Here is a 15742-nt window from a genome sequence, read left to right on the forward strand (position 1 = left end):
TTCGTTGCTGTTGCAATCTGTTTGTCACCGTTAATTATTTGTTATCCACAGAGATATGGAATGCGATCTGCTGATGATTAAAATTGAAAAAGTAATTAATAAAAATGACCTTAAGGCATTTATCGCTTTTCCGTCATCACTTTATCCCGATGATCCAAACTGGATACCCCCTTTGTTCATTGAACGCAGCGAGCATTTGTCGGCGAAGAATCCGGGGACGGACCATATTATCTGGCAGGCGTGGGTAGCAAAAAAAGCGGGGCAGATAGTCGGGCGGATTACCGCGCAAATCGATACCTTGCACCGCGAGCGTTACGGTGACGATACCGGTCATTTTGGCATGATTGACGCCATTGATGATCCGCAGGTTTTTGCCGCTTTGTTTGGCGCAGCGGAAGCATGGTTGAAGTTACAAGGTGCCAGTATGATCAGCGGGCCTTTCAGCCTGAATATCAATCAGGAAAGCGGATTACTGATTGAAGGGTTTGACACACCACCCAGTGCGATGATGCCACACGGCAAACCGTGGTATGCCGCGCATATTGAACAACTGGGTTATCACAAAGGCATTGATTTACTGGCGTGGTGGATGCAGCGAACCGATCTCACGTTCTCTCCGGCGCTAAAAAAACTGATGGATCAGGTACGCAAAAAGGTGACCATTCGTTGCATCAATCGTCAGCGGTTTGCTGAAGAGATGCAGATCCTGCGTGAGATTTTCAACTCTGGCTGGCAGCACAACTGGGGATTTGTGCCGTTTACCGAACATGAATTCGCTACCATGGGCGATCAACTAAAGTATCTGGTACCGGACGATATGATCTACGTCGCCGAGATTGATTCTGCTCCCTGCGCGTTTATAGTCGGCTTGCCGAACATCAACGAGGCGATTGCCGATCTGAACGGATCGCTCTTTCCCTTCGGCTGGGCAAAATTGCTGTGGCGCTTAAAAGTCAGCGGTGTGCGAACTGCGCGAGTGCCGCTGATGGGCGTGCGTGACGAGTATCAGTTCAGCCGCATCGGCCCGGTGATTGCGCTGTTATTGATTGAAGCCTTACGCGATCCGTTTGCTCGCCGGAAGATCGATGCGCTGGAAATGTCATGGATCCTCGAAACCAATACAGGCATGAATAACATGCTGGAACGCATTGGAGCGGAGCCGTACAAGCGTTACCGATTGTATGAAAAGCAGATTTGATGGCAGTCACCCCTGCTTCATCTCCAGCGGCACCGCCGAGCGAATCAAATGGTGGCCTTCCAGCTCGATATCGTGGAGATTCTTTTTCACGGTCCGCACATGATCGCGTGCTGCGCGCTGGGCGACGTGTGGCAGCCGCTGCAACACCGCGTTGTAGATCCGCGCATGTTGGCGATCGATCTGCTTTTTTTGCTGTGGTCGATGGTAGAGATTATTTACGCTGGCAAACACTGAATTAAACATCAGATCGGTCAATGATTGCAGCGTAAAAACTAGCACCTGATTGTGGGAAGCCTGACAAATGGCAAGATGGAAAGCATGATCCAGCTGCGCATGTTCGATCAGCGAAATTTCTTTGTTGTTCTCACTGGCTGCGAGCATTTTTTCATAACAGCGGGTTATCAAAACAAAATCAGCCTGGGTTCCCAGCGTAGCTGCCAACCTTGCCGATTCGCCTTCCAGCAATGCGCGAACGTCGAGTAGATCGTACAGCGTTCGCGGCTGCGTGCTGAACAGATGAATTAGCGGGCTGGTGTCCTGCACTCTATTAAGCCGTGCTACTCGGGAATCGCGCCCCTGCGCTGTTTCAATAATCCCGCGTCCGCGCAGCACGGTCAGCCCTTCACGCAGTGCGGAACGCGAGAAGCCGAGCTTTTCACACAGTCGACGCTCCGAAGGAAGCGGCTGACCGACCTTCAGCACGCCGTCGATAATTAACCGTTCGATACTCTCTGCAACCACTTCGCAAATAGGGCGACGTTCATCTTTCATTCCCGGACCTCGTGCACAGGTAGGACCAATTTTTCTGTTCTTGATTCGCAAAACACGCACATCACGTAAGTGATTATGTTACATCAATTTAACATTAAGTTAACCAAGGCAAGGTCACAGAGCTGGAAAAAAAAATGGTCTGACCGGTAGCTAAAGAGATAGACGAAAACGAAAAGCCCGCTTAATAACTGTTCACAGAAGCAGCGCACAAAAATCAGCTGCCACACAACACAACAAAGCGAAGCCTACTCATGAGCATCTTGTACGAAGAGCGTCTTGATGGCGCTTTACCCGATGTCGACCGCACATCGGTACTGATGGCACTGCGTGAGCATGTCCCTGGACTTGAGATCCTGCATACCGATGAGGAGATCATTCCTTACGAGTGTGACGGGTTGAGCGCGTATCGTACGCGTCCATTACTGGTTGTTCTGCCTAAGCAGATGGAACAGGTGACGGCGATTCTCGCTGTCTGCCACCGTTTGCATGTACCGGTAGTGACCCGTGGCGCAGGCACCGGACTTTCTGGCGGTGCGCTGCCGCTGGAAAAAGGTGTGTTGTTGGTGATGGCGCGCTTTAAAGAAATCCTCGACATTAACCCCGTTGGTCGCCGTGCGCGTGTGCAGCCGGGCGTGCGTAACCTGGCGATCTCCCAGGCTGTTGCGTCGCATAATCTCTATTACGCGCCGGATCCTTCCTCACAAATCGCCTGTTCCATTGGCGGCAACGTGGCGGAAAACGCCGGGGGCGTCCACTGTCTGAAATATGGTCTGACCGTACATAACCTGCTGAAAATTGAAGTGCAAACGCTGGATGGCGAGGCGCTGACGCTGGGATCGGACGCGCTGGATTCGCCCGGTTTTGACCTACTGGCGCTGTTCACCGGATCGGAAGGCATGCTCGGCGTGACCACCGAAGTGACGGTAAAACTGCTGCCGAAGCCCCCTGTGGCACGAGTTCTGTTAGCCAGCTTTGACTCGGTAGAAAAAGCCGGACTTGCGGTTGGCGACATCATCGCTAATGGCATTATCCCCGGCGGGCTGGAGATGATGGATAACCTGTCGATCCGCGCGGCGGAAGATTTTATTCATGCCGGTTATCCCGTCGATGCCGAAGCAATTTTATTGTGTGAGTTGGACGGCGTGGAATCTGATGTACAGGAAGACTGCGAGCGAGTTAACGACATCTTATTGAAAGCGGGCGCGACTGACGTCCGTCTGGCGCAGGATGAAGCGGAGCGCGTGCGTTTCTGGGCCGGTCGCAAAAATGCTTTTCCGGCGGTAGGACGTATCTCCCCGGATTACTACTGCATGGACGGCACCATCCCGCGCCGCGCGTTGCCTGGCGTACTGGAAGGCATTGCCCGTTTATCGCAGCAATATGATTTACGCGTTGCCAACGTCTTTCATGCCGGAGACGGCAATATGCACCCGTTAATCCTTTTCGATGCCAACGAACCCGGTGAATTCGTCCGTGCGGAAGAATTGGGTGGGAAGATCCTTGAACTCTGTGTTGAAGTAGGCGGCAGTATCAGTGGGGAACATGGCATCGGGCGCGAAAAAATCAATCAGATGTGCGCCCAGTTCAACAGTGATGAAATTACTACCTTTCATGCAGTCAAGTCGGCGTTTGATCCTGATGGTTTGCTGAACCCTGGGAAAAACATCCCCACACTGCACCGCTGCGCTGAATTTGGTGCCATGCACGTGCATCACGGTCATTTACCTTTCCCTGAACTGGAGCGTTTCTGATGCTAGGCGAGTGTGATTACAGCCAGGTACTGCTGGAGCAGGTGAATCAGGCAATTAGCGATAAAACGCCGCTGGTGATTCAGGGAAGCAATAGCAAAGCCTTTTTAGGTCGTCCTGTCATCGGGCAAACGCTGGATGTGCGTTGCCATCGCGGCATTGTTAATTACGACCCGACCGAGCTGGTGATTACCGCGCGTGCCGGAACACCGCTGGTGGCGATTGAAGCGGCGCTGGAGAGCGCGGGGCAAATGCTCCCCTGCGAGCCGCCGCATTATGGTGAAGAAGCCACCTGGGGCGGGATGGTCGCCTGCGGGCTGGCGGGGCCGCGTCGCCCGTGGAGCGGTTCGGTCCGCGATTTTGTCCTCGGTACGCGCATTATTACCGGCACTGGAAAACATCTGCGCTTTGGTGGCGAAGTGATGAAAAACGTTGCCGGATACGATCTCTCGCGGTTAATGGCCGGAAGCTACGGCTGTCTTGGCGTGCTCACTGAAATCTCGATGAAAGTGTTGCCGCGACCGCGCGCCACACTGAGCTTGCGTCGGGAAATAAGCCTGCAAGAAGCCATGAGTGAAATCGCCCAGTGGCAACTCCAGCCATTACCCATTAGTGGCTTATGTTACTTCGACAATGCGTTGTGGATCCGCCTTGAAGGCGGTGAAGGATCGGTAAAAGCAGCACGTGAACTGCTGGGTGGCGAAGAGGTTGCGGGTCAGTTCTGGCAGCAATTGCGTGAACAACAACTGCCGTTCTTCTCATTACCGGGCACTTTATGGCGTATTTCCTTACCCACCGATGCGCCGATGATGGATTTACCCGGCGAGCAACTGATCGACTGGGGCGGGGCGTTACGTTGGCTGAAATCGACAGCCGATGACAATCAAATCCATCGCATTGCCCACAACGCAGGCGGTCATGCGACCCGCTTTAGTGCCGGAGATGGTGGCTTTGCCCCGCTACCGGCTCCTTTATTCCGCTATCACCAGCAGCTTAAACAGCAGCTCGACCCTTGCGGCGTGTTTAACCCCGGTCGCATGTACGCGGAACTTTAAGGAGCAGGCTATGCAAACCCGGTTAACTGAAGAGATGCTTCAGAACGCGCGTGCGCTGGAAGCCGACAGCATCCTGCGCGCCTGTGTTCACTGTGGATTTTGTACTGCAACCTGCCCAACTTATCAGCTTTTAGGCGATGAACTGGACGGGCCGCGCGGGCGCATCTATCTGATTAAACAGGTGTTGGAGGGCAACGAAGTCACGCTTAAAACGCAGGAGCATCTCGATCGCTGTCTCACTTGTCGCAATTGTGAAACCACCTGTCCTTCTGGTGTGCGCTATCACAATTTGCTGGATATCGGGCGTGATATTGTCGAGCAGAAAGTGAAACGTCCATTGCCGGAGCGAATGCTGCGCGAAGGATTGCGCCAGGTAGTGCCGCGTCCGGCGGTCTTCCGTGCGCTGACGCAGGTAGGGCTGGTGCTGCGACCGTTTTTACCGGAACAGGTCAGAGCAAAACTGCCTGCTGAAACGGTGAAAGCTAAACCGCGTCCACCGCTGCGCCATAAGCGTCGGGTTTTAATGCTGGAAGGCTGCGCCCAGCCTACGCTTTCGCCCAACACCAACGCGGCAACTGCGCGAGTGCTGGATCGTCTGGGGATCAGCGTCATGCCAGCTAACGAAGCAGGCTGTTGTGGCGCGGTGGACTATCATCTTAATGCGCAAGAGAAAGGGTTAGCGCGGGCGCGCAATAATATTGATGCCTGGTGGCCCGCGATTGAAGCAGGTGCCGAGGCAATTTTGCAGACTGCCAGCGGCTGCGGCGCGTTTGTCAAAGAGTATGGGCAGATGCTGAAAAACGATGCGTTGTATGCCGATAAAGCGCGTCAGGTCAGTGAGCTGGCGGTCGATTTAGTCGAACTTCTGCGCGAGGAACCGCTGGAAAAACTGGCAATTCGCGGCGATAAAAAACTGGCCTTCCACTGCCCGTGTACCCTACAACATGCGCAAAAGCTGAACGGCGAAGTGGAAAAAGTGTTGCTTCGTCTTGGATTTACCTTAACGGACGTTCCCGACAGCCATCTGTGCTGCGGTTCAGCGGGAACATATGCGTTAACGCATCCCGATCTGGCGCGCCAGCTGCGGGATAACAAAATGAATGCGCTGGAAAGCGGCAAACCGGAAATGATCGTCACCGCCAACATTGGTTGCCAGATGCATCTGGCGAGTGCCGGTCGTACCTCTGTGCGTCACTGGATTGAAATTGTAGAACAAGCCCTTGAAAAGGAATAACAAAATGAAAACTAAAGTCATTCTTAGCCAGCAAATGGCGAGTGCAATTATTGCCGCAGGTCAGGAAGAGGCGCAGAAAAATAACTGGTCTGTTTCCATTGCTGTTGCCGATGACGGCGGTCATCTGCTGGCGTTAAGTCGCATGGACGATTGCGCGCCGATTGCGGCTTACATCTCCCAGGAGAAAGCGCGTACCGCCGCGCTGGGGCGTCGTGAAACTAAGGGCTATGAAGAGATGGTGAACAACGGACGTACCGCGTTCGTGACTGCGCCGTTACTGACGTCGCTGGAAGGTGGCGTACCGGTTGTTGTGGATGGGCAAATTATTGGTGCCGTGGGCGTTTCTGGTTTAACCGGAGCACAGGATGCGCAGGTCGCGAAAGCGGCAGCAGCGGTGTTGGCGAAATAAGCGAAAACGAGGAGAGAAACAATGAGTCAAACCATAACCCAGGGCCGTTTACGCATTGACGCCAATTTTAAACGTTTTGTGGATGAAGAAGTTTTGCCTGGCGTGGAACTGGATGCTGCCGCGTTCTGGCGCAATTTTGATGACATCGTTCACGATCTGGCGCCAGAGAATCGTCAGTTGCTGGCAGAGCGCGATCGCATTCAGGCGGCGCTTGATGAGTGGCATCGCAGCAATCCGGGGCCGGTAAAAGATAAAGCGGCCTATAAATCTTTCCTGCGTGAACTGGGCTACCTGGTGCCACAGCCTGACCACGTTACGGTGGAAACCACGGGTATCGACAGCGAAATCACCAGCCAGGCGGGGCCACAGCTGGTGGTTCCGGCAATGAATGCCCGCTACGCGCTGAACGCGGCGAACGCGCGCTGGGGCTCACTGTACGATGCGTTATACGGCAGCGACATCATCCCGCAGGAAGGGGCGATGGTCAGCGGCTACGATCCGCAGCGTGGTGAGCAGGTTATCGCCTGGGTTCGGCGTTTCCTCGATGAATCACTACCGCTGGAAAATGGCAGCTATCAGGATGTGGTGGCGTTTAAGGTGGTCGATAAACAATTACGCATCCAGTTGAAAAATGGTCAAGAAACCACGTTACGTACTCCAGCACAGTTTGTCGGTTACCGTGGCGATACTGCTGCGCCGACCTGCATTTTGCTGAAAAATAACGGCCTGCATATTGAGCTACAAATCGATGCCAACGGGCGGATTGGCAAAGACGATCCGGCGCACATCAACGATGTTATCGTCGAAGCGGCCATCAGTACCATTCTCGATTGCGAAGATTCGGTCGCGGCGGTTGATGCGGAAGATAAAATCCTGCTGTATCGCAACCTGCTGGGCCTGATGCAGGGGACTCTGCAAGAGAAAATGGAGAAAAACGGTCGGCAAATCGTGCGTAAACTGAATGACGATCGTCAGTATACCGCCGCCGATGGCTCTGAAATTTCTCTGCACGGACGTTCGCTGCTGTTTATCCGCAACGTGGGGCATTTGATGACCATTCCTGTGATTTGGGACAGCGAAGGTAATGAAATTCCGGAAGGTATTCTTGATGGCGTCATGACTGGTGCGATTGCCCTCTACGACTTAAAAGTGCAGAAAAACTCGCGTACCGGCAGTGTTTATATTGTGAAACCGAAAATGCACGGTCCACAGGAAGTGGCTTTTGCCAACAAACTGTTTACCCGCATTGAGACAATGCTTGGTATGAAACCGAATACCCTGAAAATGGGCATTATGGATGAAGAACGCCGGACCTCGCTGAACTTGCGTAGCTGTATCGCTCAGGCCAGCAACCGCGTGGCGTTTATCAATACCGGTTTCCTTGACCGTACTGGCGATGAGATGCATTCGGTGATGGAAGCGGGCCCAATGTTGCGTAAAAACCAGATGAAATCGACGCCGTGGATCAAAGCCTACGAGCGCAACAACGTGCTTTCCGGCCTGTTCTGCGGGCTGCGCGGTAAAGCGCAAATCGGTAAAGGGATGTGGGCAATGCCGGACCTGATGGCAGACATGTACAGCCAGAAGGGCGATCAGTTACGTGCCGGGGCGAACACGGCCTGGGTTCCGTCGCCAACTGCCGCTACACTCCATGCGCTGCACTACCATCAAACCAACGTACAGAGTGTGCAAGCCAACATTGCCCAGACCGAGTTCAATGCTGAATTTGAACCGCTGCTGGACGATCTGCTGACCATTCCGGTTGCTGAAAACGCTAACTGGTCGGCACAAGAGATCCAACAAGAGCTGGATAACAACGTGCAGGGGATTTTGGGTTACGTGGTGCGCTGGGTGGAGCAGGGGATTGGTTGTTCAAAAGTACCCGATATTCACAACGTGGCGCTGATGGAAGACCGTGCAACGTTGCGTATCTCCAGCCAGCATATCGCCAACTGGTTACGTCACGGTATTCTGACCAAAGATCAGGTGCATGCGTCGCTGGAGAACATGGCGAAAGTGGTGGATCAGCAAAATGCTGGCGATCCGGCATATCGTCCGATGGTCGGGAATTTCGCTAACTCGTGTGCCTTTAAAGCTGCCAGCGATTTGATCTTCCTCGGCGTGAAACAGCCAAACGGTTATACCGAACCGTTATTACACGCCTGGCGTTTACGTGAAAAGGAAAGTCATTAATAGCATCAAAAAAGCCCCGGCAAGTTTTATTGTCGGGGCTATGATAGTAACTGCGGTAGTATATTTATCCCGGAAATAACCGGAGCGATTATCAGGGTTTAACAATATTAAATACCCGTAGCGCATCACTAGCGGGACTAAAACAACATTATGGACATCTTTACGATACTCTGCGCCTGTGTGTGCGGAACAGAAACCCTTACCCGATATACTTGTTATGCCAGAGGTAGCAATTGCGTTAGCGGCGTGCTGTTGATGTAAAGTATAACGCCTATATTTTACAGTTCAGTCCTCTTTTGCTTATTACAAACCTTAAATATATCAAGTATATAAAGATAATAAGAGACTGAACAATATGGTTACCTGGACCCAAATGTATATGCCGATGGGAGGACTGAGGCTATCCGCTCTGGTCGCCCTGATCCCGATAATATTCTTCTTCGTTGCACTCGCGGTATTACGTCTGAAAGGGCATGTTGCTGGAGCAATAACCCTTATATTATCTATCCTGATTGCGATATTCGCCTTTAAAATGCCAATTGATATGGCATTTGCTGCTGCGGGCTATGGCTTTATTTATGGATTATGGCCTATTGCGTGGATTATTGTCGCGGCGGTATTCCTGTATAAATTAACCGTTGCCAGCGGGCAGTTTGATATTATCCGCAGTTCGGTTATCTCCATCACCGACGATCAGCGTTTGCAGGTGTTACTGATTGGTTTCTCCTTTGGCGCACTGCTGGAAGGAGCGGCTGGCTTTGGCGCGCCGGTGGCGATTACAGGCGCTCTGCTGGTGGGGCTGGGCTTCAAACCGTTATATGCGGCGGGGTTGTGTCTGATTGCCAACACTGCGCCGGTGGCGTTTGGTGCCTTGGGCGTGCCGATTCTGGTCGCTGGTCAGGTAACGGGAATCGATCCGTTTGATATTGGCGCAATGGCGGGACGTCAGTTACCGTTCCTGTCGGTTCTTGTGCCATTCTGGCTGGTGGCAATGATGGACGGTTGGAAAGGGGTGAAAGAGACCTGGCCAGCGGCGCTGGTTGCAGGGGGAAGCTTCGCTGTCACGCAGTTCTTTACCTCTAACTACATTGGTCCGGAACTGCCGGATATTACTTCGGCGCTGGTGAGTATTGTCTCACTCGCTTTATTCCTTAAAGTCTGGCGGCCGAAAAATACCGAAACGGCAATCAGCATGGGGCAATCCGCAGGTGCGATGGTGGTAAATAAGCCATCTTCTGGCGGTCCCGTGCCTTCAGAATATAGTCTGGGGCAAATCATTCGTGCATGGTCACCGTTTTTAATCTTAACGGTACTGGTTACCATCTGGACGATGAAACCATTTAAAGCGTTATTTGCTCCGGGCGGTGCGTTTTATTCGCTGGTGATTAATTTCCAGATCCCTCATTTGCATCAACAAGTGTTGAAAGCGGCACCCATTGTCGCTCAGCCAACGCCAATGGATGCGGTGTTTAAATTCGACCCTCTCTCCGCTGGTGGCACCGCTATTTTTATTGCGGCGATTATCTCGATCTTCATCCTCGGCGTGGGGATCAAGAAAGGTATTGGCGTCTTTGCCGAAACGCTAATTAGCCTGAAGTGGCCGATACTGTCGATTGGCATGGTGCTGGCGTTCGCCTTCGTAACCAACTATTCCGGTATGTCCACCACGCTGGCGCTGGTACTGGCGGGCACAGGCGTGATGTTCCCGTTCTTCTCACCGTTCCTTGGCTGGTTGGGTGTATTTCTCACGGGTTCGGATACGTCTTCTAACGCCCTGTTTGGTTCACTGCAATCAACGACGGCGCAGCAAATCAACGTCTCTGACACCCTGCTGGTGGCAGCAAACACCAGCGGTGGCGTGACCGGCAAGATGATCTCCCCGCAATCTATCGCCGTGGCCTGTGCCGCGACAGGTATGGTGGGCCGAGAATCTGAACTGTTCCGCTACACCGTGAAGCACAGTCTGATTTTTGCCAGCGTTATCGGCATTATCACCCTGCTGCAGGCGTATGTGTTTACCGGAATGTTAGTCTCGTAAATCAATTAAGCCGGATGATCGTTAATATCATCCGGCTTCATTCTTTGTTCATTACATTATTCTGTCTTATTAATTTAAAATCATTTCCTGCTTTATTATCTATACAGTAATAATGTATTGCATTCAGATAACATACTAAATAATTAAGGGTGTGAGAACATCTGTTTTTTTATCACGCAAAACAAGTCTGTATTAATTATGTTCGCTTGATGAGCAAACACCGTTCTATCTGTTGCTTTTGCAATCTAAATCGTTAAAACTATCAACGAATTTATATGGTTACGCTGTGAAAAGTTATTGATTTTTTGTTTGTTGAAATTTCGTAAAAATAACCTGACAGATATCGTATAGGGGATATTCTTATAGATTTCACCTGTTTTTCTATAAATGATGCCGTTTTCTTAAGAATGGAGGAAGTTATTAGAGAAAATAAAGCATAAAACTATTTTCCCAGTTACAAATTCTTTAATTTTATTTTGTCACTTGCGTTATTAATGAATAAGAAATTTAAATATAAAAAATCGCTTTTAGCGGCTATTTTAAGCGCAACCTTATTAACCGGTTGTGATGGCGGTGGTTCAGGATCGTCCTCCGATACGCCGTCTGTAGATTCTGGAGCAGGGACTTTGCCGGAAGTGAAACCCGATCCAATACCAACCCCGGAACCGACACCTGAGCCGACGCCGGACCCAGAACCTACACCAGACCCGACACCCGATCCAGAGCCGACACCAGAACCGGAGCCAGAACCTGTTCCTACGAAAACGGGGTATCTGACCCTGGGCGGAAGCCAGCGGGTAACTGGTGCTACCTGTAATGGTGAATCCAGCGACGGCTTTACCTTTACGCCAGGCAATACCGTGAGTTGTGTGGTGGGCAGTACGACCATTGCAACTTTCAACACCCAGTCAGAGACTGCGCGTAGCCTGCGTGCGGTTGACAAAGTGTCGTTTAGCCTTGAGGACGCGCAGGAGCTGGCGGATTCTGCAAATAAGAAAACCAACGCCATCTCTCTGGTGACGTCCAGCGACAGTTGCCCCGCAGATGCAGAACAGCTTTGTCTTACTTTCTCGTCAGTGGTTGATCGCGCGCGTTTTGAAAAACTGTATAAGCAAATTGATCTGGCAACAAACGATTTCAGCAAGCTGGTCAATGAAGAGGTGGAAAACAATGCTGCGACTGATAAAGCGCCGTCCACCCATACCTCAACGGTAGTGCCAGTCACGACAGAGGGAACAAAACCGGATCTGAACGCGTCCTTCGTGTCGGCTAACGCGGAACAGTTTTATCAGTATCAACCAACTGAAATCATTCTTTCCGAAGGCCATCTGGTGGATAGCCTGGGGAACGGTGTTGCTGGCGTAGACTACTACACCAATTCAGGCCGTGGCGTAACTGACGAAAACGGTAAATTCTCCTTTAGCTGGGGCGAAACCATCTCCTTTGGTATCGATACATTTGAACTGGGCTCAGTACGCGGCAATAAGTCGACTATTGCGCTGACTGAATTGGGTGATGAAGTTCACGGCGCGAATGTTGATCAGCTGATTCATCGCTATTCGACAACCGGGCAAAATAATACCCGTGTTGTTCCGGACGATGTACGCAAGATCTTTGCCGAATATCCCAACGTGATCAACGAGATTATCAATCTCTCGTTATCCAATGGCGCGACGCTGGATGAAGGCGATCAAAACGTTGTGCTGCCTAACGAATTTATCGAGCAGTTTAAGACGGGTCAGGCCAAAGAGATCGATACCGCGATTTGTGCGAAAACCGACGGTTGTAACGAGGCTCGCTGGTTCTCGCTGACGACGCGCAATGTTAATGACGGCCAGATTCAGGGCGTTATCAACAAGCTGTGGGGCGTGGATACGAACTACCAGTCTGTCAGCAAGTTCCATGTATTCCATGACTCTACCAACTTCTATGGCAGCACGGGAAATGCGCGCGGTCAGGCGGTGGTGAATATCTCCAACGCGGCATTCCCGATTCTGATGGCGCGTAATGATAAAAACTACTGGCTGGCGTTTGGCGAAAAACGCGCCTGGGATAAAAACGAGCTGGCGTACATTACGGAAGCGCCTTCCATTGTGCAGCCAGAGAACGTTACGCGCGATACCGCCACCTTCAATCTGCCGTTTATTTCGCTGGGGCAAGTCGGTGAGGGCAAACTGATGGTTATCGGTAACCCGCACTACAACAGCATTTTGCGTTGCCCGAATGGTTACAGCTGGGCCGGTGGTGTTAATGATAAAGGTGAGTGTACGCTCAGCGGTGATTCAGATGACATGAAGCACTTCATGCAGAACGTACTGCGCTATCTGTCAAACGACATCTGGCAGCCAAATACCAAGAGCACAATGACCGTGGGTACGAACCTGGAAAACGTTTATTTCAAAAATCATGGCCAGGTTACGGGGAGCCGTGCTGCGTTTGGCTTCCATCCGGATTTCGCAGGTATTTCTGTTAAATATTTGACCAGCTATGGCGATCTGAATCCGGAAGAAGTTCCGTTGCTGATCCTCAACGGCTTTGAATATGTGACTCAGTGGTCTGGTGATCCCTATGCAGTGCCTCTACGTGCAGATACCAGCAAACCGAAGCTGAGCCAGCAGGATGTGACCGATCTGATAGCCTATCTGGACAAAGGCGGTTCGGTGCTGATCATGGAAAACGTGATGAGCAATCTTAAGGAAGAGAGCGCGTCTGGCTTTGTGCGCCTGCTTGATGCCGCAGGCCTGTCAATGGCACTGAACAAGTCGGTGGTGAATAATGATCCTCAAGGGTATCCGAACCGCGTTCGTCAGCAGCGCGCAACGGGCATTTGGGTCTATGAACGTTATCCTGCCGTAGACGGTGCGTTGCCATACTTCATCGATAGCGAGACAGGGGAAGTTAAGTGGAAATATCAGGTAGATAACAAACCTGATGACAAACCGAAGCTGGAAGTTGCCAGCTGGCTGGAAGATGTAGATGGCAAACAGGAAACGCGCTATGCCTTTATTGATGAGGCGGAGTTTAAAACCAAAGAGTCTCTGGAGGCTGCAAAGGCAAAAATCTTTGAGAAGTTTCCTGGATTACAGGAGTGTAAGGACTCGGCATACCACTATGAGGTCAACTGCCTGGAATATCGTCCTGGCACGGGGGTTCCGGTTACTGGTGGCATGTATGTTCCGCGCTATACGCAACTGAATCTTGACGCCAACACGGCGAAAGCGATGGTGCAGGCTGCGGATTTAGGCACCAACATTCAGCGCCTGTATCAGCATGAGCTTTATTTCCGTACTAAAGGCAGTAAAGGTGAGCGTCTGAACAGCGTCGATCTGGAACGTTTGTACCAGAACATGTCGGTCTGGTTGTGGAACGATACGGCTTATCGTTATGAAGAAGGCAAAAATGACGAGCTGGGCTTTAAAACGTTCACTGAGTTCCTGAACTGCTACACCAACAATGCATACGTTGGTACGCAGTGTTCTGCTGAGCTGAAAAAATCGCTGATTGATAACAACATGATCTACGGTGACGGTAGCAGCAAAGCAGGCATGATGAACCCGAGCTACCCGCTCAACTATATGGAAAAACCGCTGACGCGCCTGATGCTGGGCCGTTCCTGGTGGGATCTGAACATTAAAGTTGATGTCGAGAAGTACCCGGGAGCCGTATCGGAAGAGGGGCAGAACGTTACTGAAACCATCAGCCTGTACTCGAACCCGACCAAATGGTTTGCGGGTAACATGCAGTCTACTGGTCTGTGGGCTCCGGCTCAGAAAGAGGTCACCATTAAGTCTTCGGCGTCAGTCCCAGTGACTGTTACCGTGGCACTGGCTGACGACCTGACCGGACGTGAGAAGCATGAAGTTGCGCTGAACCGTCCGCCAAGAGTCACTAAAACCTATTCTCTGGCGGCTAACGGTGAATTGACGTTCAAGGTGCCTTACGGTGGCCTGATTTATATCAAAGGCGACAGCAACGACAATGAATCTGCCACCTTCACCTTTACTGGTGTAGTAAAAGCGCCGTTCTATAAAGACGGTAAGTGGCAACACGATCTGAACTCCCCTGCGCCGCTGGGCGAGCTGGAGTCAGACGCTTTCATCTACACTACGCCGAAGAAGAACCTGAATGCCAGTAATTACACGGGCGGTCTGGAGCAATTCGCTAAAGATCTGGATACCTTTGCCAGTTCGATGAATGACTTTTACGGTCGTAATGATGAAGACGGTAAGCACCGGATGTTTACCTATAAAGCATTGACGGGGCATAAACATCGTTTCGCCAACGATGTGCAGATCTCCATTGGTGACGCGCACTCGGGTTATCCGGTGATGAACAGCAGCTTCTCGACGAACAGCACCACGCTGCCGACGACGCCGCTGAACGACTGGCTGATTTGGCACGAAGTCGGTCATAACGCTGCAGAAACACCGCTGAACGTACCGGGTGCAACTGAAGTGGCGAACAACGTGCTGGCGCTGTACATGCAGGATCGCTATCTCGGTAAGATGAACCGTGTCGCTGACGACATTACCGTCGCGCCGGAATATCTGGACGAGAGCAACGGTCAGGCCTGGGCACGCGGCGGTGCGGGTGACCGTCTGCTGATGTACGCGCAGCTGAAGGAGTGGGCAGAGAAAAACTTTGATATCAAACAGTGGTATCCAGAAGGTGACCTGCCTAAGTTCTACAGCGATCGTGAAGGGATGAAAGGCTGGAACCTGTTCCAGTTGATGCACCGTAAAGCACGCGGCGATGAGGTCAGCAATGACAAGTTTGGCGGCAGAAATTACTGTGCTGAATCCAACGGTAACGCAGCGGACACGCTGATGCTGTGTGCATCCTGGGTCGCCCAGACGGATCTTTCGGAGTTCTTTAAGAAGTGGAATCCGGGTGCGAATGCTTACCAGCTTCCGGGGGCAAGCGAAATGAGCTTCGAGGGCGGAGTGAGCCAGTCGGCGTACAACACGCTGGCGTCACTCAAGCTGCCGAAACCGGAACAGGGACCGGAAACCATTAACAAGGTTACCGAGCATAAGATGTCTGTCGAGTAATCCTGTATGCCGGATAAGGCGCTCGCGCCGCATCCGGCATGATAT

Annotated in this window: 9 protein-coding genes; 8 read left to right on the forward strand and 1 reads right to left on the reverse strand. The window is 51.8% G+C overall.

The window, feature by feature from the left end; all coding sequences use genetic code 11:
* Nucleotides 1-55: 55 nt before the first annotated feature.
* Entirely contained in the window at nt 56-1198 is a 1143-nt protein-coding gene (gene yghO / locus AABJ99_RS04015) for a protein YghO (RefSeq protein ID WP_039021393.1), read from the forward strand.
* A gap of 6 nt (nt 1199-1204) precedes the next feature.
* Here the strand turns inward: yghO and glcC are convergent, their stop codons facing one another.
* The gene (gene glcC / locus AABJ99_RS04020) at nt 1205-1969 is read right to left on the reverse strand and encodes a transcriptional regulator GlcC (protein WP_001332920.1); all 765 of its coding nucleotides are present in this window, start codon (nt 1967-1969) and stop codon (nt 1205-1207) included.
* A 251-nt stretch (nt 1970-2220) separates the two neighbouring features.
* On the opposite strand from glcC, the gene glcD reads away from it, so the two are divergent.
* From glcD to sslE, 7 genes are all read left to right on the forward strand, one after another.
* Nucleotides 2221-3720: a glycolate oxidase subunit GlcD gene (gene glcD / locus AABJ99_RS04025; RefSeq protein WP_039021394.1), complete on the forward strand. Its 1500-nt coding sequence runs from the start codon at nt 2221-2223 to the stop codon at nt 3718-3720.
* Entirely contained in the window at nt 3720-4772 is a 1053-nt protein-coding gene (gene glcE / locus AABJ99_RS04030) for a glycolate oxidase subunit GlcE (protein WP_039021395.1), read from the forward strand. Before glcD ends, glcE begins: the two co-directional genes overlap by 1 nt.
* A 10-nt stretch (nt 4773-4782) precedes the next feature.
* A complete protein-coding gene (gene glcF, locus AABJ99_RS04035) occupies nt 4783-6006 on the forward strand; it encodes a glycolate oxidase subunit GlcF (protein WP_039021396.1) in 1224 nt (407 codons plus the stop codon).
* A 4-nt stretch (nt 6007-6010) separates the two neighbouring features.
* A complete protein-coding gene (gene glcG / locus AABJ99_RS04040) occupies nt 6011-6415 on the forward strand; it encodes a GlcG family protein (RefSeq protein WP_000853256.1) in 405 nt (134 codons plus the stop codon).
* Between the two features lie 21 nt (nt 6416-6436).
* The gene (gene glcB / locus AABJ99_RS04045; protein ID WP_039021397.1) at nt 6437-8608 is read left to right on the forward strand and encodes a malate synthase G; all 2172 of its coding nucleotides are present in this window, start codon (nt 6437-6439) and stop codon (nt 8606-8608) included.
* 355 nt (nt 8609-8963) lie between these two features.
* Entirely contained in the window at nt 8964-10646 is a 1683-nt protein-coding gene (gene glcA, locus AABJ99_RS04050; RefSeq protein WP_338387497.1) for a glycolate permease GlcA, read from the forward strand.
* Nucleotides 10647-11140: 494 nt separating this feature from the next.
* Nucleotides 11141-15697, forward strand: coding sequence for a lipoprotein metalloprotease SslE (gene sslE / locus AABJ99_RS04055; protein WP_039021398.1), 4557 nt, complete (start codon nt 11141-11143; stop codon nt 15695-15697).
* Nucleotides 15698-15742 lie beyond the last annotated feature (45 nt).

This window comes from Escherichia coli (assembly GCF_036503815.1).
GTDB classification, from domain to species: Bacteria; Pseudomonadota; Gammaproteobacteria; order Enterobacterales; family Enterobacteriaceae; genus Escherichia; species Escherichia coli_F.